This window comes from Nonomuraea sp. CA-141351 (assembly GCF_050944675.1).
Taxonomy (GTDB): domain Bacteria; phylum Actinomycetota; class Actinomycetes; order Streptosporangiales; family Streptosporangiaceae; genus Nonomuraea.
This window is the reverse complement of the sequence record NZ_CP191982.1, coordinates 81,213-106,185: the sequence shown is the minus strand read 5'-3', so window position 1 is coordinate 106,185 and position 24,973 is coordinate 81,213. Positions and strand designations below refer to the sequence as shown.

Here is a 24,973-nt window from a genome sequence, read left to right as displayed (position 1 = left end):
GAGATCTCCGTACGTGTCAGTTCTGCTCGGGCAGTGGGTCGACGAGGATCGCCGGATCCAGGTTACGCAGGATGCTCGCACGGTCGGTCAGGACCGGCCATCGGGTGGCCCGTGCGCATAAAATCACGTGGCCCGCGGTGATGTCCGCCGACCCGTCGAGGATCTCGGCGATGTCGGGCACCTTTCCGGCGCTGAGTTCGTCGACCTGCACGGCCGGGCTGCTGATCAGATCGAAGAGCTCGGCCTTTGTCGCGAGCGGGACGATCGAATAGACCAGCGTCAGCGCGGTGGCCGGAATGCACAGTCCGCCGCCCCGGTAAAGACACAGCGCCGCGATGCTGCGGGAATGGTTCGTCTTGGCGACCGCTATGTCGACGAGCGCCCCCACATCGAGAACCCGCCCAGGTAGCATGGTCAATCCTCTTGATTCCGATGCAGGCCGAGCCCGATCATCACGTCATCCGAAATCCGGTCAACCTGCAGCGCGTCGGCCGCCCGGTCCAGGTCTTCGCACTGCAGGTTCCAGCGCTGGATCAAGATGGTCGCATGCGTCATGTTGCCGACTTCGCGCTCGACTGCGGCGCGAATCACCTCGGAAATCATACGGCCATCGGAGCGGGCTTTCTGAAGAACCGCGTCAAGTGTCGCCTTGTCTAAATTTACGATGATTGATGCTGTTTCCGCTGATTGGTCTCCCTGGGAAAGCCGGGGAGCCGACATTGGCCACGACGGCGGGGCAGGGGTGTCGGCGGCTTTGTCGTTGTCCGCGGAATTCCGCCGTGATGGAATGGGCATCGCCATACGCACGACGGTAGTCCTATAACGCCGCCGCCGATAGTCACCCAGCGAGATCGGATGGTCACAAGGGCCTCCGGAGGAGTCATATGCACCGCGTCACGGCGAAAGACGGCACATCCATCGCATACGAACGCCTCGGCGACGGCCCGGCGATCGTCCTGGTCGGCGGCGCCACGGTCGACCGCTCCGGGAACGCACAGCTCGCGCAGGAACTGTCGGGCAAGTTCACCGTCTACAACTACGACCGGCGCGGCCGTGGCGACAGCGGCGACACCCTCCCGTACGCGGTCGAACGCGAGATCGAGGACATCGCCGCGCTCATCGCCGAGGCGGGGGGTGCCGCGCACCTGTTCGGAGCCTCCTCGGGCGGCGCGCTCGCGCTCGAGGCCGCGGCCGCCGGGCTCCCGATCGCGAAGCTGGCCGTGTACGAGGTCCCCTACAACGTGGCCCCCGACGGCCGGGAGCGCTCGCGCGAATACGTCGAGCGGCTCCACGCGCTGCTGGGCGAGGGCCGCAGGGGTGACGCGTTCGCGCTGTTCATGGTGACGGCGGGCGCCACGGAGGAGATGGTGGAGCAGGCCCGCAACTCGCCGATGTGGCCGGGGCTCGAGGCCGTGGCGCCCACGCTCGCGTACGACGCCGCCTGCCTGGGCGACGGCCGGCCGCCCGCCGACCGCCTGGCCGGGATCGCCTGCCCGACGCTGGTGGCCACCGGCGGGGCCAGTGCGGAGTCGTTCGCAGGCGGGGGAGGCGACTTCTTCGACCGGGCCGCGGACGCGATCGCCGCGTTCGTCCCCGGCGCCGTACGCGAGATCATCGAGGGCCAGACGCACATGGTCGACCCGAAGGCGCTGGCCCCCGTGCTCACCCGCTTCCTCGGGCGGTGACCGCCCGTACGAGGTAGACCCAGCACTACTGCTCGCTCTCTCACCGGCGGATACCGTCGGAAGGTGCTCAACAGGACCGCTCTGGAAGCGCTCACGCAGCGGCCGCTGCCGTTCCTGGGCTCGGCCTGGCCCTGGCGCTCCGCGGCGTACCTGCTGGCCAGCGTCGTTCCGGGTGCGGCCGTCGGGGTCGCGGTGTTCGCCACGGTCCCGCTGGGCTGGATCGCGGCGCCGATCGTGCTGGCGCTGAGTGTCCCCCCCATCGCCTGGTTCGAGCGGCGCAGGCTGCGGCTCGTGGACGGCGTTCCGCTGCCTGAGGTGCCGGACAGGCGCAGGCGGGAGGCCGGGCTGGCCGTCGTCACGGTGCTCGCGCTGTGGTGGATCGACCTGATCATGCTGGCGTTCACGGTCGGCGGACCGATGATCCTGCTCCTCTCGCCCGTCGTGCAGCCGCTCGCCAACGAGGCCGCCGCCGTGGCCTCCGTGGCGGGTGTGCTGCTGCTGCCCGTCGCCGCTTACACGATCACCGCCTGGGGCGGCGCCAGAGGGGCGATGGCCCGGGCCATGCTCGCGCCGCCGGGCTCGGAGCTGAGCGAGGTGCTGCGGTCACGGGCGAGGCTGGTGGACGCGTTCGAGATGGAGCGCCGCAGGATCGAGCGGGACCTGCACGACGGCGCGCAGCAGCGGCTGGTCTCCCTGTCGATGACGCTCGGCCTGGCCAGGCTCGACCTGCCTGACGACTCGCCCGCGGGCCGGCTGGTCGATCGCGCCCACGACGAGGCCAAGCAGGCGCTGGCCGAGCTGCGTGAGCTGATCAGGGGCGTGCATTCGCAGGTGCTCACCGACCGCGGACTGGGGGCCGCGGTGCGGGATGTGGCGGGCCGCTCGCCCGTGCCCGTCGATGTGGACGTCGAGCTCGACGGCCGGTTGCCCGCGCCCGTGGAGGTCACCGCGTACTACGTGGTCAGCGAGGCGCTCGCGAACCTGGCCAAGCACAGCCAGGCCACGAGGGGCGTCGTCACAGCGCGGGTGGAGCGCGGCACGCTGGTCGTCGAGGTGCGCGACGACGGTGCGGGCGGCGCCGACCCGGCCAAGGGCACGGGGCTGACCGGGCTGGCCGACCGGCTGGCCGTGGTGGGCGGGAAACTGTCCCTGTCCAGCCCGATGGGCGGGCCGACCCTGATACGAGTGGAGATCCCGTGCGGGTAGTGATCGCGGAGGACGCCGTACTGCTGCGGGAGGGCCTGGCCGGCCTGCTCGAACGCTTCGGCCACACGGTGGTCGCCTCCGTCGGCGACGCACCCGCCCTGGTCGCCGCAGTCTCGGAGCACCGCCCCGACGCCGTGGTGACCGACGTGCGGATGCCGCCCGGCTTCGCGGACGAGGGGTTGCGGGCCGCGCTGGAGCTGCGCGTTCGACACCCGGACCTGGCCGTGCTGGTGCTCAGCCAGTACGTCGAGCAGACGTACGCGGCCGAGCTGCTGGAGTCGGGCGACGGCGCCGGCATCGGCTACCTGCTGAAAGACCGCATAGGCGACGTACGCGAGTTCGTGGAGGCGCTCGACCGGGTGGCCGCCGGCGGCACGGTCGTGGACCCGGAGGTGGTGCGCCAGCTCCTGAGGCGGCGGCGCGACCCGCTGGCCAGGCTCACCCCGCGCGAGCAGCAGGTGCTCGGCCTGATCGCCGAGGGACGGACGAACGCGTCGATCGCCAAGGAGCTGTTCGTCACCGAGGCGGCCGTGGCCAAGCACATCGCGAACATCTTCACCAAGCTTGACCTGCCACCCGAGGCCGACGGGCACAGGAGGGTGCTGGCGGTGCTGGCCTACCTCAGGTGACGCAGAGCTCGTTGCCCTCCGGGTCGGCGATGGTCACCCACCAGTGCGGCCCTTGGCGGCCGCGGTGCAGCACGGTCGCGCCCTTGGCGGTGAGCCGCTCGACCACCGACTCGATGTTGCCGGCCCCCACGCGGACGTCGAGGTGCAGGCGGTTCTTGACCGTCTTGGGCTCGGGCACGAGCTGGAACAGCACCCGCGGGGCACGTTCGAGACCGTCGGGATGCCTGATGGCAGCGCCTGACTTCCACACCAGCGCACCGTTGTGCCGGGTCGTTTCGTCCTCGGTGGCGTAGCCCTTCTCGATCATCCCGCGGATGAACGCCTCGTCCTGGGGCTCCACCGTCCAGCCGAGCGCGTCGGCCCACCAGTCGGCCAGCCGGTGCGGATCGCCCGTATCGATGACGACTTGGAAGTCATATGCCATACCCCGATCCTAAAAGTAGGGTTCGTTGGCATGAACGAGCAGTGGCTAGAGGTCGGCGACCGGATCTATGTCCGGCGCCACGAGTCGTTCGACATGAACGTGGGTCTGGTCGTGGGCGACGGGCACTGCCTGGTGCTCGACACGCGTACCTCGCACAGGGAAGCGGCGGACCTGATCGAGGCGGTCAGGAGGATCACCGCCAGCCCGTGGACGGTCGTCAACAGCCACTCCCACTTCGACCACTACTTCGGCAACGCGCTCTTCCGCCCCGCCGAGATCTGGGGCCACGTCAGGTGCGCCGAGGAGATCGAGCAGTACGGCGAACAGCAACGCGCGAACGTCATCGGGTACCTGCCGGAGGAGCGGCGCGAGGAGCTGGAGGAGGTCACGATCGTGCCGCCGGACCACACGTTCACGGCGGCGGCCAGCCTCGACATCGGCGGTCGCATCGTGCACCTGCGACATTTCGGGCTCGGGCACAGCAGCAACGACGTCGTCGTGCACGTCCCCGACGCGGGCGTGGTGTTCGCCGGTGACCTGGTGGAGGAGGGGGCGCCGCCGGCGTTCAGCGACTCGTACCCGCTCGACTGGCCGGCCACCACGGCGGCGATGCTGGACGAGCTGCCCGAGCAGGTGATCGTGCCGGGGCACGGCGCGGTGGTGGACCGGGCTTACGTACAGGCGCAGCACGACGAGCTGGTCCTCGTGGCCGAGCTGGCCAAGCGCGCTCACGTTGAGGGCCTGCGCGACGTGATCAAGCTCTTCCCCTATCCGGAGGACGTGACCAGGCAGGCGATCACCAGGGCCTTCCTGCAGCTCGAGTCCTGAGCTATATGCCGGAGCGGAGGGTCTACGAGATCACCGACGAGGGTCGTAAAGGAGCTGGCCACCCGGGGCTGTGCCAGTTCCTGGAGAAGCCCGACGCGGACCGGAGCCGCTTCGTCGCGGCCGTCTCACTCATGGGCTGCCTGCCCCTGGCAGAGGCACAGCGGGCGCTGCGCGGCCGGGCCTCCTCGATCGAGAGCGTCCTCGCCAGGCTGGAGGCCCACATGAGAGCCATGGCCAACAGCGGCCTGCCCGAGATCCTCATGCTCGAGGTGGAGTGCGAGCAGACGCTCTACACCGCCGAGCTCGACTGGGTCAGGAGGCTGCTCGACCGGCTCGACAAGGGCGAGCTCGGCTGGGAGACCACGGTCGAGCTGTGAAAGAGGCCGCCGGGGTGCGCCAACACCCCGGCGGCCGGACATTCGACAAGGCGCCCGCCGTGCCCGAACTCGCATTCACCGAAACCTCCGGAAGAAGCCCGGCTTCTTTAGTCTTCAGGGCCGGGAGGAATCCGGACCTCCTGCGAAGCGGGACAGGGACAGCCGGATCGCCGCCAGGGCGATCCGTTTCAACCCTGCGGCGAACGCTCAATTTTGTCGTACCTCCCCGCTAGATTGGCCGATCATGACGACACCACCGCAGGTAGCCGAGGATGCCGGGCGCGCCCGGCACACCTACCGGCTTCGGGTGTCGTCCACCGCCCGTGCCGCCCTGCTGGCCGAGTGGGACCGGTGCCGGTGGATCTGGAACGAGTGCGTCGCCAAGTCCAAGCAGGTGCACCTGCACAACCGGGCTCACCCGGGTGACAAGCGGACGTGTGGCCCGGCCCAGCTCGACAAGATGCTGACCGAGGCTCGACGGATCACGCCGTGGCTGCGGGAGGGCTCCAGCGTTCCCCAGCAGCAGATCATCCGGGACTTCGGCAAATCCCGTGCCAAAGCTCTGAAGGACATCACCGAACGCCTGCCGGTCCGGCGGCGGGCCGGGATGCCGCGCTTCAAGAAGAAGGACCTGGCCGACCCGACGCTGAACTACACCCGGCGCGGCTTCGGCATCAAGGACGGTCGCCTGCACCTGGCGGGCGGGATTGTGCTGACCGTGGTGTGGTCGCGCGCTCTGCCCGGCGAGCCGTCATCGGTGCGGGTGTACCGCGACAGCCTCGGCCACTGGTACTGCTCGTTCGTCGTCCCCGCCCAGGTGCAGCCGCTGCCGGAGACGGGGCGGGTGATCGGGATCGACTGGGGCGTGGCAGAGACCGCGACCACCACCAGCGACGACCATGACCTGCCGCACCCCGGGTACGGCAAGAAGGCCCAGGCCAGGCTGGGCCGGTACGACAAGATGATGGCACGCCGCAAGCCCGCCAAAGGGCAGCCCGGCTCCAAGGGGTACCGCGAGGCGAAGAAGCTGCGCGCCAAGCAGTACAAGAAGGTTGCCCGCCAGCGGGAAGACACCGGCCGCAAGTGGGCCAAACGCGTCGTCCGTGACCACGACGCGCTCGTGGTGGAAGACTTCAAACCCAAGTTCCTGGCCAAGTCGACCATGGCACGCAAGGCAGCCGACGCGGCCATCGGCGCCACCAAGCGCGCCCTGATCGAGATGGGCCGCAAGCACGGCCGGGACGTCCGGCTCGTGCACCCGGCGCACACCACCACCGAATGCGCACCGTGCGGAGCGAGAACCAAGCACGCACTACCTCTTTACGAACGTACCTACACCTGCACCGCGTGCGGAACATCCCGGCCTCGGGACAAGAACTCCGCCCATGTGATGCTGGTCCGGGCTGGTCTGAACCCGGCTGGTGCCGATCGCGTAAGACCCGACAGTCCGCAGGACCGTCAGGCAGCGTGAGCCAGGAATCCCCGCCTTCGGGAGGGAGAGCAGTGAAAGGATAGGCGCCGCGAGGGGACGCGCCTGGTCCACCGCGTCTACAACGTGGCGGGCAACTACTGGGCCGTCGCCCTGGCCAACCAGCTGTTCATCGGGTTCCGGGAACGCACGCGCCGTTCGTTCGCCGAGGGCCTGGCCCGCATCGGGGAGCAGTTGGGGTGCGCCACCAGGCTCGCCTAGGCTGCCGACCATGGAATGGGGACCCCTGACCCGGGAGGACGCCCGGCCCATGGCCGAGCTCTGGGCCGCGATGGAAGCAGAAGACAGGAACGGCATGATCTACGGCGTCGACGACGTCGTGGAGCACCTCTCCAGTCAGCTGATCGACCTGGCCGAGGGCACGCTCTCGGCCAGGGACGGCGATCGGATCGTGGCCTTCGGCTACCTCCCCGCCAGGCAGTCCGCCGACGGCCTGCACATGATGCACCTGACGGGCGGCGTGCACCCGGCCTACCGCGGGCGGGGGCTCGGCAGGCGCGTCATCGAGTGGAGCGTCCAGGCGGCGCCGGGGCTGAGCGAGAAGGCTTTCCCCGGCGTCCCTCTGGAGCTCCAGCTCGACGTCTTCGACGGGCATCCCGGCCTGACCGCGCTGGTGGAGGAGGCCGGGTTCGCCGCCGTGCGCTCGTTCGCCCGCATGGAGCGGAGCCTGTCAGGCGACCTGCCCGCGTCGGGGTCGCCGGACGGCGTGTCCATCGCCACCTGGTCGCCCGAGCTGGACGACGGCGCCCGGCAGGTGCGCAACGAGGCGTTCCGCGACCACTGGGGCAGCGTGCAGCACACGTCCGAGAGCTGGCGCGCTCTCATCAGCGGCTCCAGGAACTTCCGCCCCGAGTCGTCGTTCGTGGCGCTGGCCGGCGACCGCGCGGTGGGCGTGCTGATCACGCACTTCTTCGAAGCGCGGCAGGGCGAGCGGCAGGCGTGGATCCAGATCATCGCCACGCTCAGGGAATGGCGCGGCAAGGGCGTGGCGAGCGCGCTGATCGGGCACGCCCTTGCCGCGTTCAGGGATCAGGGGTACGAGAGCGCCGGGCTCGGCGTCGACGCCCACAACCCCACGGGAGCCGTCAGCGTGTACTCCCGCGCGGGCTTCGAGATCGCCAAGCGCAGCACGACCTACGCCCTGAAGATCAAGCCAGCCTGATCTTCCCCTTCGAGATCTTGATCTTCTTTCCGGCGAGCGGCTTCTTGGCGGGGCCGTTCACCACCGCACCGGTCGTGGCACTGAACTTGCTGCCGTGGCACGGGCAGTTGATCGTGCCGTGGCTGACGCTCGCCACCGTGCAGCCCTGGTGGGTGCACTTGGCGCTGAAGCACTTGTAGACGCCCTTCTTCGGGTGGGTGATCACGTACTTGTTCTGGACGATCTTCCCGCCCCCGAGCGGGATGCTCTTCGTCGTGGCGAGGACGGTCGCCGCCGCCTCGGCCTCCGCCTCCGCCGGGCGCGGCCACAGGAACACGACTCCTGCGCCCACGGCGCTCCCTCGGGTGATCAATGCACGGCGTGTGAGCATGGTTGCCTCCTTCAACCATCCACACGTTGGCGGATCATCATCTGGTTCAGGGTGTTTTCAAGGGAAATTTCGCGACGAATCCGGAATCTGCGTACACCAGCGTGCCCTCGTGCAGCAGGGCGATGTCCCGCGCGATCGGCAGCCCGAGCCCGGCCCCGCCCGCGTCCCTGGCCCGCGCCTCGTCGAGCCTGGTGAACCGGGCGAACACCGCCTCCCGCTGCTCCGGCGGGATCCCGGGCCCGTCGTCCTGCACCTCCAGCACGGCCTGGTCCTCCTCGGCGCGTACGCGTACCCGCACGGTGGAGGCGGCGTGCCGTACCGCGTTGTCGGCCAGGTTCGTCACCAGGCGGTCGAGGTGCGCGCGCGAGCCTTTCATCACCACGTCCGGCTCGATGTCCAGCTCCACCCGCACGTCGGGGCGCCGCCTGGCCCGCAGGGACTCCTCGGCTGCCACCTGGCCCAGGTCCAGCTCGGCCGTACGCAGCGGCTCGCCGGCGTCCAGCTTGGCCAGTATGAGCAGGTCGGCGGCCAGGGACTGCAGGCGTTCGATGTCGTCCAGGGCCTCCCTGGTGAGCTCGCTGGGCTCGGCGAGCTCCAGGCGGGCGCGCAGGGTGGCGATGGGACTGCGTAGTTCGTGCGCCGCGTCCGCGACGAACCGCTTGTGCGTCTCCACCGCCGTCTCCAGGCGGTCGAGGGTGCCGTTCACGGTGGTGGCCAGCGCGGCGATCTCGTCTTTCGAGCCGGGCACGGGCACGCGCTGGTGCAGGTCGCGGGCCGTGATGTCGGCCACCTTGGCCCTGATGGCGGCGACCGGGGCGAGCGCGCGGCCCACCGAGATCCAGGTCATCCCGGCCACCACGATCAGCACGGCGGGTACGCCGGGCAGCAGCGCCCCGTACAGCGTCCGCAGGGCCTCCTCGGCGCTGTCCAGGGAGACCCGCGTCCAGACCGTGGCCGGGCCGCCCGCAGTGCTCACCTTGAGGCCGGCGACGGCGTACTTCTGCGGCTCCGCCCATCCGGCGGCCGAGGCCGCCTTGTCGGCGGTCAGCAGGACGTCGGGATCGGCGAACATGGCCGTCGTGCCGTCGCGCAGCTGGACCACGCCGCTCTTGCCCGCGATCTGGACCGGCCCGGGCTGGACCCTGACGGTGTCCTCCGTGGGTGCCTTGATGTCCAGTCTCTCCGCGTACGGCACCGCGGCCACGGCCTTCTTGGCCGCCTCGGCGTCGGCGTTGCGCTGCAACGTGCTGCGCAGGACGGTCACCAGTGAGAGGGCCGCCAGGCCCAGGGCGAGGGCCACCACGAGGGTGGCGGCGACGGTCGCCTTCAACCGCACGGAGGAGAACGCCGCCGCCAGTCCCGCGAGCCGCCTCATGCCGCCTCCAACCGGTAGCCGGCCCCCCGGACCGTGATGAGCGTCGTCTTCCCGAAGGGCATGTCGATCTTGCGCCGCAGGGCGCTGATGTAGACCTCCACGATGTTCGGGTCGCCGTCGTAGGAGAAGTCCCAGGCCTGGGCCAGCAGCTCACTCTTGGAGACGACCTCGCCGGCGCGGCGCGCGAGCGCGTGCAGCACCGCGAACTCCTTCGGCGTCAACGCGATCTCCACCTCGTCCCTGCGGCACTTCAGCGCGGCCGGATCGACGACCAGGTCGCCCACGGTGATCGCGACGGGCCGCTCCCGCCCGCCCCGCCGCACCAGCGCCCGTAACCTGGCCAGCAGCACCACGTACGAGAACGGCTTGGCCAGGTAGTCGTCTGCCCCGTTGTCGAGCGCCTCGGCCTCGTCGTAGATGCCGTCCTTGGCCGTGAGCATCATGATCGGCGTCCAGTCCCCCGCCTCGCGCAGCCTGGAGCAGAGCGCGTACCCGTTCATCCTGGGCAGCATCACGTCCAGGACGATCACGTCGTACGTGTTCTCGGTGGCCATCCACAGTCCGTCGCGCCCGTCGTGGGCCACGTCCACCGCGAAGCCCTCGCCCGCCAGTCCGCCTTTCACCAGGCCGGCCAGCCGCTCCTCGTCCTCCACCAGTAGCACTCGCACACCGACCAGGGTGCCTCAGGCCACCTAAAGCCAACCTGAAGATCATTTAGGGCTTCTTCAGGATCGTTTAAGGTTCGCCGCGCCAGTCTCGAGGCGTTCGACTGATCCCAGTGAGGAGAATCCATGTTCAAGCGACGTCTCGCGGTGCTCGGTGCGGCCGCCGTACTCGCCGTCACCGGCCTGGCCGGCTCCGCCCTGGCCGACGAGACACCGGCCACCACCGGCGGCACGGTGACGTGTAAGACGGCCGACGGCAAGACCATCACCCTGCCCGAGATCCGCGGTGGCAAGTTCTTCGCGCGCGCCGAGAAGCTGAAGGCCGACAAGCTGAAGGCGGTCGAGCCCGGCGACACGGTGAAGATCGAGGCCCTTCCCGACGGCGAGACTCCTCCGCCGGGCGCGGTGAAGGTCAAGCCGCTCCCGGACGGCGAGCTCCCGGATCTCCCGGACAGCGGGAAGGCCGTCCCCGCGCAGCGGGCGGAGCCAGGGGACAAGGGACCCGTACACGTGCAGCCGCCGGCCGGCGCGCCCAAGGGTGCCATGAAGGTGAAGATCATCTGCGAGAAGGCCGACCAGGTCACTCCGTAAAGGACGGGTGCGGCCCCAGCGCCCAGTACTCGTAGAGGCCGTGGCCGACGAGTCCGTCGTACTCGAAGCGCCCGACGGCGTCCACCATGCCCCACATCCTGGCGGCGTCGTCGGGCAGCCGGTACGTCACGCCCTGCACGACAGGTCCCTCGCCCTGATACATCCCGTGCTTCCAGTTCGGCTCGAGCCCGTAGCCGGTGCCGACCATGAGGTGCACCGGCAGCAGGGGAGTGCAGTGCACGTCGAACGGCTTGCCGCCGGGCGGGGAGAAGGTGATCGTGGCCTCGACGACGTCGCGGGTGCCGGGGGCGTAGACCGGGCGGTACTCCGGTCTGCCGAGGTACTCCTCCTCGCGGCCGTCGGACCAGACGCGTACGGCCTCCTCCAGCACCCGGCGGCCGCGCTCGTCCTCCTGGATGATGCAGAGGATGGCGTGGTCGTCGAACCGCATGGGTGCGTAGAGCCAGTAGAACGTGCCGGGGTTCTTGGCCTGGATGCCGGGCGGCTCGGGCTCGCCGACCGGCCTGACGCCCCAGGACCGGTCCCTGGTGCCCTGCCAGCGGTCGGGCGTGACCGGTATGTCCTCCTCGCCGATCCTGATATTTCCGGACCAGAGCCCTGTCTGCGCCAGGCGTACCGAGTCGAACATGACCCGCTCCTGCCACCGCAGGAAGTGCCGCGGCTCCAGAGTGGCCGGGATCGTGCCCTCCCAGAGGAGGTCGAAGGCCAGGCCGTACTCGTTCGGCTCCAGGACCACCCTGAGCCGTTTGAGCCCTTCGAGCACCTCGACGCGGAACGGGCCTATCTCGGTGTTCATCCGGTCGGGGCCCAGCTCGCGGGAGGCGCGTACGACGCGGTGCAGGTCTCTGTGGCGTACGCAGGCGAAGGCGTCGGTGACGCCCAGGTTGGGGTACTGGCCGAGGCCGACGATCAACATGAGCTCGTCGGAGCCCGGGTGGCAGTTGAAGTAGTAGCGGTCGTAGAAGTTGCGGTCGGAGGTGGCGACGTGCCGCATGACCTGAGCGGTCTGGTGAATCGGGTAGTCGTCCAGGGGAGACAGGGCCATGCGGGGTTTGTAACAAGCGCTTGGTGGCGCGTCAACGGGCCAGGAACGGAGAAGCGCGCCCCCGGACTTGCAACCGAGGGCGCGCTTTCCTTACGGGCAGCACCGAATCAGGGCATCTTGCGCGATGCCTCATCTGCCTTGTTCGACATATCGGTCGCCATCCGGTCAGCAGACTCGGAGGCCCTGTCGGCCCTCTCGCTGACCCAGCGCGACGCATCCGAGGCGGATTCCTTCATGTGCTCGGTCCACTGCTGCGCGTTGCGGCGGTAGAACATGTAACCCATCGCCCCTACCGCGACACCGGTCAGCAGTACGAGCATCGGCCATCGCCGCGACCGCATGGGCGTGGGATCGATCTTCCTGGCCGCCCGGGTCAGCATCGAGCTGACCTTGGGAGCGACCTGGTCCTCGAACCCGTGAGCCGCGGACTCCAGCCGCGGCGCCGCCCAGTAGCGGGCGTCCTCGAAGCGCTGGGCGGCGGCCACCTTGGCCATGTCCGCCATCGGCGTCATTTGCCGGCGGGTTCGCACGGCCTGGGCCTTCATGTGGCCCATCCACGTGGCGGGAACCTCTATGACCACGCGGCGTCTTTTCAGTGTCAGGGACACGACAACCTCCCCTGTCGTTGGGGCCCCGAGCGTGACCTTCCCTGGACGAGGCGGCTCAATCCTGGCAAGCCGTGGGAGGATGGCTCTTGTGGCCGAAGGGCCAACGTTCTGAAAACATCACGAAACCAACCCTGTACAGAGGGGGGCAGCTGTCTCGTGGCTGAGAAGCTGATCGCTAACCTGCAGACCAATCGCGGCAATATCAAGGTCGAACTCTTTCCCACCAAGGCCCCGAAGACGGTGCGTAACTTCGTCGAGCTGGCAGAAGGCACGCGCGAATGGACGCACCCGGGCACCGGCGAGAAGAGCACCGACCGGTACTACGACGGCACGATCTTCCACCGGGTCATCTCCGGCTTCATGATCCAGGGCGGTGACCCGCTCGGGCAGGGCATCGGCGGCCCTGGCTACGAGTTCGACGACGAGATCCACCCCGAGCTGTACTTCAACCGCCCGTACCTGCTGGCCATGGCCAACGCGGGCGTCCGGTTCGGCAAGGGGACCAACGGGTCGCAGTTCTTCATCACGGTCGTGCCCACGCCCCATCTGAACGGCAAGCACACGATCTTCGGCGAGGTGATCGAGGGCCAGGACGTCGTCGACGCCATCGCCAAGACCGGCACCGACCGCCGTGACCGCCCGCAGGAGGACGTCGTCCTGGAGTCGGTCACCTTCGACCGCGTCCAGGCCTGACGCGCCGCTCTCGGCTCGGGGCCTGGACCCACCCCCCGCCCAGGCCCCTCACAGCGTTGTGCACCCACAGGGGACGTCCACGCCGTGCGAAGTGCGAGACCCGCTCGGCGTGGCACCTGTGTGCGGTGGGTGATCGGGCTATACGCGGGCATGGAGCGTAAGCCATAGGCTTCGGTCATGACCAGCCAGCCTCCCAGCTCGCCACAGCAGCCCGAGCAGCCCGCTGAGGCGGTGCCCACGTGCTACCGGCACCCGGACAAGGAGACCTGGGTGCGCTGCCAGCGCTGCGAGCGCCCCATTTGCCCCGACTGCATGCGCGACGCCTCCGTGGGCTTCCAGTGCCCCGAGTGCGTGGCCGAGGGCAACAGGGGCATCCGCCAGGCCAAGTCCGCCTTCGGCGGCAGCGTCGTACGCGCACCTATCGTGACGTACGCCATCCTCGTCATCAACGTCCTGGTCTTCGGCGCGCAATACCTCTTCGGCGGCCGGGTCACAGGAGAGCTGGAGATGTTCCCGCTGAGGGTGGCCGCGCTCGACGAGTACTACCGGCTGATCACTGCCGCGTTCGTCCACGGCGGGATCTTCCACATCCTGTTCAACTGCTGGGCCCTCTACGTCGTCGGCCCTTACCTTGAGCGGTCCTTCGGCCACGGCCGCTATCTGGCGCTCTATGTCATCAGCGCGCTCGGCGGTTCGACGCTCAGCCTCTGGGTCGACCCGCTCAACCAGACCACGGTCGGCGCGTCCGGAGCCGTCTTCGGCCTGTTCGGCGCCATGTTCGTGGTCGGGCGCAAGCTCAACATGGACGTACGCGGCATCGCAGCCCTCATCGCGATCAACCTCGTGATCACCTTCGTGGTGTCCGGCATCAGCTGGACGGGCCACGTCGGTGGCCTTATCACGGGGTCGGTGCTGGCGGGGGCGCTGGCCTACGCCCCCAAGAGCAACAGGGCCCTCTGGCAGGTGCTGGCGATCGTCGGCGCGCTGGCGATGCTGGCCGTGCTCGTGATGGTGCGGGCATCGGCCATCATCGCCAGCGTGAGCTGACTTCCCCAGGCTGTGGAAAAGTCTGTGGAAAGAACTAACGCCAGCGGGTGGAAAGCACTACACCGAAGACGATGAAAACAAACCCGATCAGCAGGTTCCAGTTCTGGAGGTCACTGAAGAAGGGCGTCCGCGGTGCGACGTAGTAGACGGCGATCCACAGGATGCCGATGATCCACGCCGCGACCATGGTCGGCGCTAGCCAGCGCGGGCTGACCTTGAGCTGCTGCGATCTCTGCGGCGGGGTGTAGACCGCCTTCTTGCGAGCCTTGGACTTGGGCACTGGTAACTCCTGCTGAGGGCCTGGGCATCCGGATCGTCCGCAGGCTCTGCGTTAAGCGTAGTTGAAGGTCCCAAGGATAGTCGCCACGCGCGGGACATGGCGATCCCGGGCGGCCGCTTCTCGCCGGAATAAGCTCATCGAATGCGGACCATGCTCCGGGCCTTGGGGGAGACGAGCATCACCGCGGGCCTGATCCTCATGTTGTTCTGTGCGTACCTGCTCTGGGGTACCGGCGTGTACACCGAAAGAGTGCAGGAGCGCCTCCAGCGCGAACTGGCGGTGACGAGGGAAAGCAAACCGGGGACGAAGAAACCAGAGAAGATCGTGCCGGGCTCGGCCCTGGCCCTGCTGCGCATTCCCAAGCTGGGCCCTCACTACGAGTACGCCGTGGTCGAAGGCGTGGACATCGAGGACCTGAAGAAGGGGCCAGGGCACTATCCCGGCAGTGCCATGCCCGGCGAGGTCGGCAACTTCGCGGTGGCGGGGCACCGCACCACGTACGCGGCCCCGTTCAACGAGATCGACGAGCTCGAACGCGACGACGAGATCATCGTGGAGGCCCGTGAGGCCCGCTACACGTATCGCGTGACCTCGCACGACGTCGTCGAGCCCAGCGAGCTCGACGAGTTCGCCCCCGTGCCCGGCAAGCCCGACATCCGGCCCATCCGGGCCTACATCACGCTGTCCACCTGCCATCCCGAATACTCGGCCGCCCAGCGCTTCATCGTGCACGGGGTGCTCAAGGAGACAGAGCCGAGGGAGGAGTGACATGTACGCCTGGCTCTGGCGCAACCTGCCCGGCACCACGTGGGCCAAGCTGCTGACGGCCGCCGTACTCGTTCTCGCCACGGTGGCCGTACTGTGGTATGTCGTGTTCCCGCTGATGGAGCCCATGGTGACGCTCGACGAGGTGACCGCAAGGAAATGAGCCGCGTGCTGGTCGTGGACAACCACGACAGCTTCGTCCACACCATCGTGCAGTACCTGCGCGAGCTGGGCGCCGACTGCGACGTGCGCCCACGCGACGACGTACGCGTGAGCGACGCCGACGGCTTCGACGGCGTCCTCATCAGTCCCGGCCCCGGCACGCCTGAGGCGGCCGGCGTGAGCGTGCCCCTGGTGCACCACGCGGCCGAGAGCGGCCGGCCGCTGCTCGGCGTCTGCCTCGGCCACCAGGCCATCGCCGTGGCGTACGGTGCCACCGTGTCCCGCGCGCCCGAGCTCGTCCACGGCATGACCAGCGCCGTCGCCCACGACGGCAAGGGTGTGTTCGAGACGTTGCCCTCGCCCGTGCGGATGACCCGTTACCACTCGCTCGCCGTGCTGCCCGAGACCGTCCCCGAGGTGCTCGACGTGACCGCCCGCACCGAGGACGGCGTCATCATGGGCCTGCGCCACCGTGAGGCGCCCATTGAGGGCATCCAGTTCCATCCCGAGTCCGTGCTGTCGGAGCACGGTCACCGGCTGCTCCAGAATTGGCTGCGCGGAATCGTGTAACAAACGTCTTCCGCCGAGCGACTACCAAGTGAGCGTCCCCGCCGTTGCCCCCGAGCGGCGGGGGCGTTTTTTGTGTGCGCCGGCATGAAAGAGGCCGCCCGGGAGCCGGGCGGCCTCTTTCTATGCCTCAGTTATCCTCCGAGACCGTTGTCGCCGAGCGGGTTGTCGTCGGTCGGCTCGTCGGACGGGACGTCCGTCTGCCCGTCCGAGGGCAGCTCCGTCGGCTGGTCGTCGGTGGGCGGCTGCTGCGTGTTCAGGTCAGGGCCGGTGGAGACCACGATCGTGATCGTCGTGCCCGGCGGCAGCTTGGTGCCCTCACCCGGGTTCTGCTGGATGACCGTGCCCTCGGCCTGGTCGCTCGGCTGCTCCGAGACCCTGGCCCTGAAGCCGGAGGCCTTGAGCTGGGACGTCGCGTCCTCGACGGTGAGCCCGATCAGGCTGGGCACCTCTCCGAGCTCCTTGGGCACGTAGAGGGTGACCGCGCCGCCCTTCTCGATCTCTTCGCCTGCCTTGGGGCTGGTGTCGATGACCGTGCCCTGCTTCTTGCTGGAGGTCCTGGTCTTGACCGTGCCGCGCAGGTTGGCGTCCTCCAGCATCTTCATGGCGTCCGCCTGCGGGAGGCCGATGAGGCCGTCGGGGACCTTGACCTTCGCGGGGCCCTTCGACACGTGGAGCTTGACGGTGGAGCCCTTGTCGACCTTGGTGTTCGCGGGCGGATCCGTCGAGATCACGCTGCCCTTGTCGATGTCGTCGCTGTTATCCTGCACGACCTCGACTTTGAGCCCGAGCCCCTGGAGCTGCTGCTCCGCGTACGCCCGCTCCTGGCTCGCCAGCGCCGGGATGGCGACCTGCGTGTCGGAGGGCGCGCCCTTGGAGCTGAACACCACGTAGCCGACCGTGATGAAGGCACCGATGATCAGCAGCGGGACGATGATCCACAACGCGGTCTTGACGGCGTTGTTGCCGCCTCCGCCGCTCGCTCGGCGCCGTCCGCCGCGGCCACCGCCGCCGCCGCCGTCATCCCCGTACTCGTACGGGGGGACCGCGGTGGTGCGCTGCGTGGCCGGGCCCTGGGCCGCCTGGGTCGCCGTCATCATGCGCGTGCCCTGGCTGTGGTTGGTGGTCAGCGCCATCGTCTGGGCGTCGGTCGGCATCCCGGACATCGCCCGCTGGATGTCGGCCCGCATCTCGCCCGCGCTCTGGTAGCGGTGGGCCGGGTCCTTGGCCATGGCCTTGAGCACGATCGCGTCGGCCCACGGGGGGATGTCACGGTCGATCTGCGACGGCGGGATCGGCTCCTCACGCACGTGCTGGTAGGCGATCGCGACGGGGGAGTCGCCGGTGAACGGCGGCTGCCCGGTCAGCAGCTCGTAGAGCACGCAGCCGGTGGAGTAGATGTCGCTGCGGGCGTCGACCCGCTCGCCCCGCGCCTGCTCCGGCGACAGGTACTGAGCCGTGCCGATCACCTGCGCCGTCTGCGTCATCGTGGCCGCGGAGTCGGCCATCGCGCGCGCGATGCCGAAGTCCATCACCTTGACGTCGCCCGCCCGCGTGATCATCACGTTGGCCGGCTTGATGTCGCGGTGCACGATGCCGCCACGGTGGCTGTAGTCGAGCGCCCGCAGGATCCCGTCGACCAGTTCGACCGCGCGCTCCGGCAGCAGCCTCCTGTCCTGGCGCAGCAGGTCACGCAGCGTCCGGCCGTCGACGTACTCCATCACGATGTACGGCACGGGCGCGCCGTCGGTGACGTCCTCGCCGGTGTCGTAGACGGCGACCACGGCCGGGTGGTTCAAGGACGCCGCGGACTGGGCCTCGCGGCGGAACCGGGCCTGGAAGGTGTGGTCTCGCGCCAGGTCGGACCGGAGGGTCTTGATCGCGACTATGCGGTCCAGCCGGATGTCTCGGGCACGATACACCTCGGCCATGCCGCCGCGCCCGACGACACCGTCGAGCTCGTAACGACCTCCGAGTAGCCGAGGCTGAGTCATTTCCTGCACTGTCCCTTACCGTTCATCTTGGGTACCGGCCTGCTCGGGGGGCCGCCGGTGTCCATCATCGACCCCATAGCGCGTCACGTCTCCTCTTTGGGCGGGTTTGTAGCACCCGGGTCCGGCGAGGCGGTGGGTGTCGGAGTTTTCTGTGTAGTGGTGGGCTTCGGGGTCGGAGTGGGCGTAGGGGTTCGGGTGGTCGGGGTCGGTTTCGGTGTCGGCTTCTTGGTAGGAGTTGCTGACTTGCTTACCGTAGCTGACCGCGAGGGTATAGGCCTCGGCGACTTGACCGGAACCACAGGAGGTCGCCTGGTGCGTTTCTTCTTCGGCGTGGGCGACGGCTGATCCGGCGTCTGCGCGGCCGACTTGGTCGGCTCCGCCACCTCCGGCGGCGTCTCCACGGGTGGGCTGCTGGCGAACGTGATCGCGCTGAGCCCCACCGCGACCGCACAGCCGGCCGCGGCCGCCAGCGCGAACGCCCTCTTGCGACGTCTTCCCCCGGCCGGCTCCTGCAGCGTGGTGGCCTGGTCGAGGTGATCTGTCTCCTGCCCGTCCTCCGCCGCGGGCTCGCGTACGCGGAAGCCTCCCGGGTCGGTGAGCATGCTGAGGTCGGCGCCCGGCTCGGCGACGCTGCTCAGCGACTCGCGCACCACGTAGGCCCGGTCGGCCACTTCCAGCGCCGTGGCAGGGCGGCGCGCGGGATCCTTGGCCAGCAGCGCCATGACCAGCTCGCGCACCGGCGCGGGAACGTCCACGCCGAGCGGCGGCGGCAGCTCGTTGAGGTGCTGCAGCGCGATCGCCACCTGGCTGTCGCCGCGGAACGGCGCACGCCCGGCCAGGCATTCGTAGGCCACCACGCCCAGCGAGTAGAGGTCGGTCGCGGGCGTGAGCGGGAACCCCTGGGCCTGCTCAGGGCTGACGTACTGGGCCGTGCCCACCACGGTGCCCGTCTGTGTGACCGGCGCGGCCTCCAGGGCCCTGGCGATGCCGAAGTCCGTGACCTTGATGGCCCCTTCGGAGGTGACCAGCAGGTTGCCCGGCTTGATGTCGCGGTGGATGATCCCGGCGGAGTGCGCGACGTGCAGCGCCTTGGCCGTCTGGTGCACCACGTCGAGCGTCACCTCGGGCCCGATGGCGCCGTTGCGGGCCAGGATGGCCGACAGCGGCTCGCCGTGCACCAGCTCCATCACGAGGTAGGCCAGATCGCTCTGCTCCCCGTAGTCGAAGATCTGTGCCACGCCCGGGTCGGCCAGGGCCGCGGTCAGGCGCGCCTCGTTCCTGAACCGCTCGCGGAAAGTGGGGTCCGCGTAGATGTGGCTACGCAGGACCTTCACCGCGACCTCGCGCCCGAGCAGCTCGTCACGGGCGCGCCACACCTCTCCCATACCGCCTGTGGCGATGCGGGAGAGCAGGAGATAGCGGTTACGGAGCCGCATGACCCAGCAGGTTACCGTCACTCACTTGTTCAGCACCGCCTCCAGCACGGCCTTTGCGATCGGCGCGGCGGTGTGGCCGCCGGTCGCCTCCGCGCCGACGTTGGCCGCACCGGACTCGACGATGACCGCGAGGGCCACCTTCGGGTCCTCGGCAGGCGCGAAGGAGATGAACCAGGCGTGCGGCGGCTGGCCGTCGGCAGTCTCCGCGGTGCCCGTCTTGCCCGCTACTTGGACGCCTGGGACCTGCGCCAGGTTGGCGGTGCCGTTCTGGACGACGCTGACCATCATCTCACGCAGCTTGCCCGCCGTCTCGGAGCTGACCGCATCGGACAGCTGCTCGGGCTCGGCCTGCTTGATCGTGTCGCCCTTGGCGTCAGAGATCTTGTTGACCAGGTACGGCTTCATCACCTTGCCGTCATTGGCGATGCCCGCGGCGATCATGGCCATCTGCAGCGGCGTCATCCGGTTGCTGCGCTGCCCGATGGAGGCCATCGCCAGGGCCGCCTTGTCCTCCTCGGGGCCGAAATCGCTGTTGGCCACCGACATCGGCACGGCGACCGGCTGGCCCATGCCGAACTTCTCGGTCTGCTCGTTCATCTTGTCGTAGCCCAGCTCCATGCCGATCTTGCCGAACGGCGTGTTGCAGGACTTCTCCAGCGCGTACGTCAGCGTGACCGAGCCGGAGCCGCAGGCCGCGCCGCCGTAGTTGGGCAGGCTGATGTTCGTGTTGGGCAGGGGCAGCCGCTGCGGCGCGTCCACGTTGGTCTGCGGCCCGCGCGAGGAGTCGTCCTCGAGGTAGGCCGCCGCGGTCACGACCTTGAACGTCGAGCCTGGCGGGTACGTCTGCTCGATCGTACGGTTGAGCAGCGGCTGGTTCTTGTCCTTGGCCAGCTCGTCGTAGCGTGGGAAGACCTTGCCCTTGTCGGTGCCGGACAGCTCGGTGGGGTCGTAGGTGGGCAGCGAGACCATCGCCAGGATCCCGCCCGTCTTCGGGTTGAGCGCGACGAGCGCGCCGCGCTTGCCGCTCTGCCGCAGTGCGTCGTAGGCCGCCTTCTGCGCCTTGGGGTTGATCGTGAGATCGACGTTGGCGCCCTTGGCCGGCTCGCCGGTGAACAGGTCGATGCTCCGCCGCAGCAGCAGGTCGGCGCTGGAGCCGTCGAGCAGCTGGTTCTCGGACTTCTCGATCGCGCTCTCGCTCTCGGGCGAGAAGAAGCCGGTGACGTGCGCGTAGAGCTTGGCCTCCGGGTATTCCCTGACGAACTTGAACCGGGGGTCCTTGGTCTCGACGGACTGCGCGAGCACCTTGCCGCCCGCGGTGATGCGGCCGCGCTCGATGGCGTAGCGCTCGTAGAAGTTGCGGGTGTTACGAGCGTCCTTGCTCAGGCCCTCGGCCCGCACGGCCTGCAGGTAGTTCACGTTGATCATCAGGAGCGCGAACATGGCCAGGCAGGCCACGGCCACGCGCTTCAGAGTGCTGTTCATCGCTGGAACACCTGCGTCAGTCCTTCGTTCTGGATCGCCTGGGGCGGAGGTCGCCGTGCCGCGTCTGACATGCGTACCAATAGCGCGATAAGGATCCAGTTAGCCAGCAAAGCCGAGCCACCCTGGGACATGAACGGGGTGACCAGGCCGGTCAGAGGGATGAGGTTCGTCACGCCGCCGACGATGATGAAGACCTGCCAGGCCAGGATGAACGACAGACCGCCCGCCAGGAGCTTGGAGAACGGGTCGCGCGCCGCGAGCGAGGTGCGCAGGCCGCGCTCGACCAGCAGGGCGTACATCATGATCAGCGCCATCAGGCCGGTCAGGCCCAGCTCCTCGCCCGTCGCGGCGAAGATGAAGTCGGAGAACGACAGCGGGATCAACTGGGGGTTTCCCTGGCCGAGCCCCGTACCCAGGATGCCGCCGGCGCCGAAGCCGAACAGGCCCTGCATGATCTGGTAGCTCTTGCCGCACATCGGGCTGCCCGCAGGCTTCTGCTCGCAGATGGGGTCGTTGCCGTAGTAGATCGGGTTGGTGGGATCGCCCCAGACGTCGAAGCGGGCACCCACGTGGTCGAAGATCTGCCCGGCGACGAAGGCGCCGCCGACGAAGAGCAGGATGCCGATCAGCACCCACGACGTGCGCTGCGTCGCGATGTAGAGCATCGCGATGAACGTGCCGAAGATCAGCAGCGAGGTGCCCAGGTCCTTCTCGAAGACCAGGACGAGCAGGCTGAACCCCCAGGTGACGAGGACCGGGCCGAGGTCCCTGGCCCTGGGCAGGTCGATGAAGAGCAGCCGCCGCCCGGCCAGCGCCAGCACGTCGCGCTTGGCCACCAGATAGCCGGCGAAGAACACGACCAGCGCCAGCTTGGCGAACTCGCCCGGCTGGATCGAGAAGCCGCCGAGGCGGATCCAGATCTTGGCGCCCTGCACCTCGCTGAGGCTGCCGGGCAGCACCGCGGGGATGGCGAGCAGGACCAGGCCGACGGCGCCCGCGGTGTAGGTGAGGCGCTGGAGCATGCGGTGGTCGCGCAGCACGATCAGGGTGATCGAGAACATGACGACGCCGAGACCCGTCCACATGATCTGGTTGGCGGCGGACGCGCCGCCCATCTTGGCGGCCTCCAACCGGTAGATCATCACCAGGCCGAGACCGTTGATCAAGGTCACCAGCGGCAGGATCAAGGGGTCGGCCCAGGGGGCGAACTTGGCCAGCACGAGGTAGGCGGCCAGCATCAGACCGCCCAGCCCCAGGCCGTACGCCAGCATGCCCGCGGGGATCTTGCCGTCGACCGCCAGGCCCACGTTGGCGTAGGCCACCATGACGATCACCACTGCCAGAGCGAGCATGACGAGCTGGGCCACGCGGCGCTTGGCCGGCATCGGGACGGGGGAGACTGCGACTTCGCTCATTTACCGTTGCTTCGTCTTGGTCGCGCTCGCGGATGGCGAGGGCGACGAGCTGGCGGTCGTTGAGGGGGTGTCGCTGCTGTCCTTCTGGTCCTGGGCGAACTTCAGGGCGTTGATCTTCGTCAGGCCTTCGTCGGCGGTGGTGACCGGAATGCCGCTCTTGATCATCGCCTGGTCTGCCTCGGACAGCTGAGAGAGCTGCCGACCTGTGGGCTTGGAGACCTTGAAGAGCGGGAAGGGGCCCAGCTCCTTCTTGATCCCCTGGAACACGACCACTTCGTCGCCCCTGGCACCGACGAAGAACTGGTCCTGAGTCCACTGGTATCCGAAGTAGCCGCCGACGCCGACGGCGACCACGCCTACGCCGAGCACGGTGACCAGTACGGGCCACAGACGACGACGCCTGCGCCGGGGCGCCTCGGCGACCGGCTCATCGAAGTCGTCGTCGGTGAGCACCGGCTGGGGTGCGGTCACCGCGCCGGCTCGCCCCGGCTGGGTGTCCTGCGGGCTACCGTGCAGCTGGTTCATGCCCGCGGCGCCGACGATGGCGGCCTCGGCGGGCACCTGCTGCCCATCGGTGATTTCCAGGACGTCGGCCAGCACACACGTGATGTTGTCGGGCCCGCCACCTCTGTTGGCCAGGTCGATGAGCTGGCGCACGACCTCTTCCGGGTCGTCGATGTTGGTCAGCGTGGCGTGCAGCGTCTCCGCGCTCACCACGCCCGACAGGCCGTCGGAACACAGCAGGTAGCGGTCGCCCACCTGCGCCTCGCGGAGCGTGAGGTCGGGATCGACCTCGCCGCTGCCGTCCAGCGCCCGCAGCAGGATCGAGCGCTGCGGATGCGTGGCCGCCTCTTCCGGCGTGATGCGCCCGTCGTCGACGAGTTGCTGCACCAGCGTGTGGTCATGGGTGATCTGGTAGAGCTCCCCGCGCCTGAGCAGGTAGGCGCGCGAGTCGCCGACGTGCACCAGAGCGACCTGGGTGCCGTGCCAGAGCATGGCCGTGAGAGTCGTGCCCATGCCTTTGAGGCTGGGATCCCGCCCCACCATCTCGTGCAGCCTGCGGTTGGCGTCGCGTACCGCTGCCTCGATGGTGTTGAGCAGGTCACCCCCCTGTTGGGCCTCTTCCAGAGAGGCCATGGCGGCGATGGCGACTGAGCTCGCCACCTCGCCGTGTGCGTGCCCGCCCATGCCGTCTGCGACGGCGAGCAGGCGGCCGCTAGCGTACGCCGAGTCCTCGTTTCCTTCGCGGAGGAGGCCGACGTCCGAGCGGGCGGCGTAGCGGAGTGCGATGGTCATTTGCGCAATTCAATGACTGTCTTGCCGACGCGGATCGGAACACCGAGCGGCACCGGGGTCGGGCGGGTGACTTTCGAGCGGTCGAGATACGTGCCGTTGGTCGAACCGAGATCTTCCACGATCCACTGACCGTCCTGGGGGAAGAGCCGGGCATGCCGGCTGGAAGCGTAGTCGTCCGTGACTACCAGCGTGGCGTCATTGGCCCGGCCAATGGTGATGGGCGTCTCCGTGAGGTTAATGGTGGTGCCTTGCAGCGGGCCACCTGTAACTATGAGCTGGCGTGGCTCGCCCTTCTTGCTCTTGGGCTTCGCCACGGGTTTGGCGGGTTTCACGCCTTTGCGTGGGCCCGCGGGAGCCGTACGTGACCCGAACAAGTCAGTCCGGATCACGCCGACTGCGGCAATGACGAAGAACCACAGCACCGCCAGGAAGGCGAGCCGGATCAGCAGCAGCGTGAGCTCGGACATGGACCGTTTGTCTACCCCTAATCGCGCCGGAACACCAGAGTCGTGCGTCCCAGCGTCACTCGCGTGCCGTTCTGGAGCTCGATCCTGCGTACCGGCTGGCCATTGACGAAAGTGCCGTTGGTGGACCCCAGGTCGACGAGAGCCACCGTCTGGCCCTCGACCCGCAGCTCCGCATGGTGCCGCGAGACGCCTGGATCGACCAGACGAAGATCGCAGTCGGTGCCCCTGCCGAGCAAGGTCACCGGCGTGGTGAGCTCGTAGGAACGGTCGCCCTGCGGGTCGTCCTGGGTGGAGACGAGCAGCCTCGGCCGCCCGTTGAACGCGTGCGGCCTCGACGGAGGCAGGTCGCTCGCCGGCTGGCGAATCTCGTCCTGCTCGACCGTCGCACCGCGGATGACGCCAGACCTGATGCGGAACAGTCCCACAGCCAGGTCGCCGGCGGTCTCGAAGCGGACCCGGACCGGTCCCACAAAGGAGTAGCCCTGCTCCTTGGCGTACTCCCTGGCGAGGTTGGCCAGTTCGTGGCTGATGCTGTCGGCGTAGACCTCAAGCCGTTCGCTGTCGGTCGTGGACAGTTCAACCACGAAGTCGTTGGGCACGAGCGTGCGACCTTGAGCGACGATCGCCGCACGCTCATCCATCTCCCGCTGAACCGCGCTGGCGACCTCGACCGGCTGAAGGTCAGATTTGAACGCCCGCGCAAAGGCTCCCTCAACCAAGCCTTCGAGCCTTCGCTCGAAGCGCTGAAGGACTCCCACCGGGTACCTCCCTTCCTCCGTGCATATGATCGCGGCCCCCAGACGCGTCCGGCGCCCGGTTCCCGCTCGTTCCACGTCACGGCGTCCCTGGCGCTCGTCGGCTGTCGCGCCCAGCTCCTCCGCTCCCGTGTCTTAT

General features: G+C 68.7%; 30 protein-coding genes. 14 read left to right on the top strand and 16 right to left on the bottom strand.

Features of this window, described 5'->3' with window-relative positions; all coding sequences use genetic code 11:
- Positions 1-16 precede the first annotated feature (16 nt).
- Together ACQPWU_RS00545 and ACQPWU_RS00540 are read right to left on the bottom strand one after the other, a co-directional pair.
- Positions 17-412, bottom strand: coding sequence for a hypothetical protein (locus ACQPWU_RS00545; RefSeq protein WP_433436095.1), 396 nt, complete (start codon positions 410-412; stop codon positions 17-19).
- A 2-nt stretch (positions 413-414) separates the two neighbouring features.
- Positions 415-801, bottom strand: coding sequence for a hypothetical protein (locus tag ACQPWU_RS00540; RefSeq protein ID WP_433436094.1), 387 nt, complete (start codon positions 799-801; stop codon positions 415-417).
- A gap of 83 nt (positions 802-884) precedes the next feature.
- On the opposite strand from ACQPWU_RS00540, the gene ACQPWU_RS00535 reads away from it, so the two are divergent.
- The 3 genes from ACQPWU_RS00535 (at position 885) to ACQPWU_RS00525 (ending at position 3,520) form a co-directional block, all read left to right on the top strand.
- On the top strand, positions 885-1,685 hold the full coding sequence (locus ACQPWU_RS00535; RefSeq protein WP_433436093.1) for an alpha/beta fold hydrolase: 801 nt from the start codon (positions 885-887) through the stop codon (positions 1,683-1,685).
- A 63-nt stretch (positions 1,686-1,748) separates the two neighbouring features.
- Positions 1,749-2,891, top strand: a complete 1,143-nt coding sequence (locus tag ACQPWU_RS00530; RefSeq protein ID WP_433436092.1) for a sensor histidine kinase — start codon at positions 1,749-1,751, stop codon at positions 2,889-2,891.
- The gene (locus ACQPWU_RS00525; RefSeq protein ID WP_433436091.1) at positions 2,882-3,520 is read left to right on the top strand and encodes a response regulator; all 639 of its coding nucleotides are present in this window, start codon (positions 2,882-2,884) and stop codon (positions 3,518-3,520) included. The genes ACQPWU_RS00530 and ACQPWU_RS00525 overlap by 10 nt, the downstream gene beginning before the upstream one ends.
- Here the strand turns inward: ACQPWU_RS00525 and ACQPWU_RS00520 are convergent.
- Positions 3,513-3,944 (bottom strand): VOC family protein, encoded by a 432-nt coding sequence (locus ACQPWU_RS00520; RefSeq protein ID WP_433436090.1) that lies wholly within the window; start codon positions 3,942-3,944, stop codon positions 3,513-3,515. The genes ACQPWU_RS00525 and ACQPWU_RS00520 overlap by 8 nt on opposite strands.
- A 30-nt stretch (positions 3,945-3,974) precedes the next feature.
- On the opposite strand from ACQPWU_RS00520, the gene ACQPWU_RS00515 reads away from it, so the two are divergent.
- From ACQPWU_RS00515 to ACQPWU_RS00495, 5 genes are all read left to right on the top strand, one after another.
- Positions 3,975-4,772: an MBL fold metallo-hydrolase gene (locus tag ACQPWU_RS00515; RefSeq protein ID WP_433436089.1), complete on the top strand. Its 798-nt coding sequence runs from the start codon at positions 3,975-3,977 to the stop codon at positions 4,770-4,772.
- 5 nt (positions 4,773-4,777) lie between these two features.
- Entirely contained in the window at positions 4,778-5,149 is a 372-nt protein-coding gene (locus tag ACQPWU_RS00510; protein ID WP_433436088.1) for a hypothetical protein, read from the top strand.
- A gap of 244 nt (positions 5,150-5,393) precedes the next feature.
- On the top strand, positions 5,394-6,620 hold the full coding sequence (locus ACQPWU_RS00505) for an RNA-guided endonuclease InsQ/TnpB family protein (RefSeq protein ID WP_433436087.1): 1,227 nt from the start codon (positions 5,394-5,396) through the stop codon (positions 6,618-6,620).
- A gap of 84 nt (positions 6,621-6,704) precedes the next feature.
- Entirely contained in the window at positions 6,705-6,839 is a 135-nt protein-coding gene (locus tag ACQPWU_RS00500; RefSeq protein WP_433436086.1) for a hypothetical protein, read from the top strand.
- 10 nt (positions 6,840-6,849) lie between these two features.
- Positions 6,850-7,800 (top strand): GNAT family N-acetyltransferase, encoded by a 951-nt coding sequence (locus ACQPWU_RS00495; protein ID WP_433436085.1) that lies wholly within the window; start codon positions 6,850-6,852, stop codon positions 7,798-7,800.
- Here the strand turns inward: ACQPWU_RS00495 and ACQPWU_RS00490 are convergent.
- Genes ACQPWU_RS00490 through ACQPWU_RS00480 form a run of 3 tightly spaced genes read right to left on the bottom strand, consistent with a single transcriptional unit; the run spans position 7,787 to position 10,213 of the window.
- The gene (locus ACQPWU_RS00490; protein WP_433436084.1) at positions 7,787-8,170 is read right to left on the bottom strand and encodes a Rieske (2Fe-2S) protein; all 384 of its coding nucleotides are present in this window, start codon (positions 8,168-8,170) and stop codon (positions 7,787-7,789) included. The two genes, ACQPWU_RS00495 and ACQPWU_RS00490, sit on opposite strands and share 14 nt — an antisense overlap.
- A gap of 46 nt (positions 8,171-8,216) precedes the next feature.
- Entirely contained in the window at positions 8,217-9,545 is a 1,329-nt protein-coding gene (locus tag ACQPWU_RS00485) for an ATP-binding protein (protein WP_433436083.1), read from the bottom strand.
- Positions 9,542-10,213, bottom strand: coding sequence for a response regulator transcription factor (locus ACQPWU_RS00480; protein WP_433436082.1), 672 nt, complete (start codon positions 10,211-10,213; stop codon positions 9,542-9,544). The genes ACQPWU_RS00485 and ACQPWU_RS00480 overlap by 4 nt, the downstream gene beginning before the upstream one ends.
- 123 nt (positions 10,214-10,336) lie before the next feature.
- Between ACQPWU_RS00480 and ACQPWU_RS00475 the strand changes: the two genes are divergently transcribed.
- On the top strand, positions 10,337-10,801 hold the full coding sequence (locus tag ACQPWU_RS00475; protein WP_433436081.1) for a hypothetical protein: 465 nt from the start codon (positions 10,337-10,339) through the stop codon (positions 10,799-10,801).
- Here the strand turns inward: ACQPWU_RS00475 and ACQPWU_RS00470 are convergent.
- Both ACQPWU_RS00470 and ACQPWU_RS00465 read right to left on the bottom strand, forming a co-directional pair.
- The gene (locus tag ACQPWU_RS00470; RefSeq protein WP_433436080.1) at positions 10,791-11,867 is read right to left on the bottom strand and encodes a hypothetical protein; all 1,077 of its coding nucleotides are present in this window, start codon (positions 11,865-11,867) and stop codon (positions 10,791-10,793) included. The genes ACQPWU_RS00475 and ACQPWU_RS00470 overlap by 11 nt on opposite strands.
- 107 nt (positions 11,868-11,974) lie before the next feature.
- Positions 11,975-12,475, bottom strand: a complete 501-nt coding sequence (locus tag ACQPWU_RS00465) for a YtxH domain-containing protein (RefSeq protein ID WP_433436079.1) — start codon at positions 12,473-12,475, stop codon at positions 11,975-11,977.
- A gap of 156 nt (positions 12,476-12,631) precedes the next feature.
- Here ACQPWU_RS00465 and ACQPWU_RS00460 point away from each other — a divergent pair, with 156 nt between their 5' ends.
- Positions 12,632-13,168 carry a peptidylprolyl isomerase gene (locus tag ACQPWU_RS00460; protein ID WP_433436078.1) on the top strand — a complete coding sequence of 179 codons (537 nt, stop codon included), beginning with the start codon at positions 12,632-12,634 and terminating at the stop codon, positions 13,166-13,168.
- A gap of 177 nt (positions 13,169-13,345) precedes the next feature.
- On the top strand, positions 13,346-14,215 hold the full coding sequence (locus tag ACQPWU_RS00455; RefSeq protein ID WP_433436077.1) for a rhomboid family intramembrane serine protease: 870 nt from the start codon (positions 13,346-13,348) through the stop codon (positions 14,213-14,215).
- A 34-nt stretch (positions 14,216-14,249) separates the two neighbouring features.
- Here ACQPWU_RS00455 and ACQPWU_RS00450 read toward each other — a convergent pair whose 3' ends face one another.
- Positions 14,250-14,495, bottom strand: coding sequence for a cell division protein CrgA (locus tag ACQPWU_RS00450; RefSeq protein WP_360699581.1), 246 nt, complete (start codon positions 14,493-14,495; stop codon positions 14,250-14,252).
- A gap of 141 nt (positions 14,496-14,636) precedes the next feature.
- Here ACQPWU_RS00450 and ACQPWU_RS00445 point away from each other — a divergent pair, with 141 nt between their 5' ends.
- Genes ACQPWU_RS00445 through ACQPWU_RS00435 form a run of 3 tightly spaced genes read left to right on the top strand, consistent with a single transcriptional unit; the run spans position 14,637 to position 15,992 of the window.
- A complete protein-coding gene (locus tag ACQPWU_RS00445) occupies positions 14,637-15,263 on the top strand; it encodes a class E sortase (RefSeq protein WP_433436076.1) in 627 nt (208 codons plus the stop codon).
- Between the two features lies 1 nt (position 15,264).
- Entirely contained in the window at positions 15,265-15,423 is a 159-nt protein-coding gene (locus ACQPWU_RS00440) for a hypothetical protein (protein WP_433436075.1), read from the top strand.
- The gene (locus tag ACQPWU_RS00435) at positions 15,420-15,992 is read left to right on the top strand and encodes an anthranilate synthase component II (RefSeq protein ID WP_433436074.1); all 573 of its coding nucleotides are present in this window, start codon (positions 15,420-15,422) and stop codon (positions 15,990-15,992) included. The genes ACQPWU_RS00440 and ACQPWU_RS00435 overlap by 4 nt, the downstream gene beginning before the upstream one ends.
- Before the next feature lie 131 nt (positions 15,993-16,123).
- Here ACQPWU_RS00435 and pknB read toward each other — a convergent pair whose 3' ends face one another.
- The 7 genes from pknB to ACQPWU_RS00400 all read right to left on the bottom strand — a co-directional run bounded on the left by pknB (position 16,124) and on the right by ACQPWU_RS00400 (position 24,837).
- Positions 16,124-17,983: a Stk1 family PASTA domain-containing Ser/Thr kinase gene (pknB, locus tag ACQPWU_RS00430; protein WP_433436073.1), complete on the bottom strand. Its 1,860-nt coding sequence runs from the start codon at positions 17,981-17,983 to the stop codon at positions 16,124-16,126.
- A gap of 83 nt (positions 17,984-18,066) precedes the next feature.
- A complete protein-coding gene (locus ACQPWU_RS00425) occupies positions 18,067-19,419 on the bottom strand; it encodes a serine/threonine-protein kinase (RefSeq protein WP_433436072.1) in 1,353 nt (450 codons plus the stop codon).
- 21 nt (positions 19,420-19,440) lie between these two features.
- On the bottom strand, positions 19,441-20,901 hold the full coding sequence (locus ACQPWU_RS00420) for a peptidoglycan D,D-transpeptidase FtsI family protein (RefSeq protein WP_433436071.1): 1,461 nt from the start codon (positions 20,899-20,901) through the stop codon (positions 19,441-19,443).
- Positions 20,898-22,316, bottom strand: a complete 1,419-nt coding sequence (locus ACQPWU_RS00415) for an FtsW/RodA/SpoVE family cell cycle protein (protein ID WP_433436070.1) — start codon at positions 22,314-22,316, stop codon at positions 20,898-20,900. The genes ACQPWU_RS00420 and ACQPWU_RS00415 overlap by 4 nt, the downstream gene beginning before the upstream one ends.
- Positions 22,317-23,612 (bottom strand): Stp1/IreP family PP2C-type Ser/Thr phosphatase, encoded by a 1,296-nt coding sequence (locus ACQPWU_RS00410; RefSeq protein ID WP_433436069.1) that lies wholly within the window; start codon positions 23,610-23,612, stop codon positions 22,317-22,319. It abuts the gene before it with no gap.
- A complete protein-coding gene (locus tag ACQPWU_RS00405; protein WP_355379658.1) occupies positions 23,609-24,079 on the bottom strand; it encodes an FHA domain-containing protein FhaB/FipA in 471 nt (156 codons plus the stop codon). Before ACQPWU_RS00405 ends, ACQPWU_RS00410 begins: the two co-directional genes overlap by 4 nt.
- Before the next feature lie 17 nt (positions 24,080-24,096).
- On the bottom strand, positions 24,097-24,837 hold the full coding sequence (locus tag ACQPWU_RS00400) for an FhaA domain-containing protein (RefSeq protein WP_026214157.1): 741 nt from the start codon (positions 24,835-24,837) through the stop codon (positions 24,097-24,099).
- Positions 24,838-24,973 lie beyond the last annotated feature (136 nt).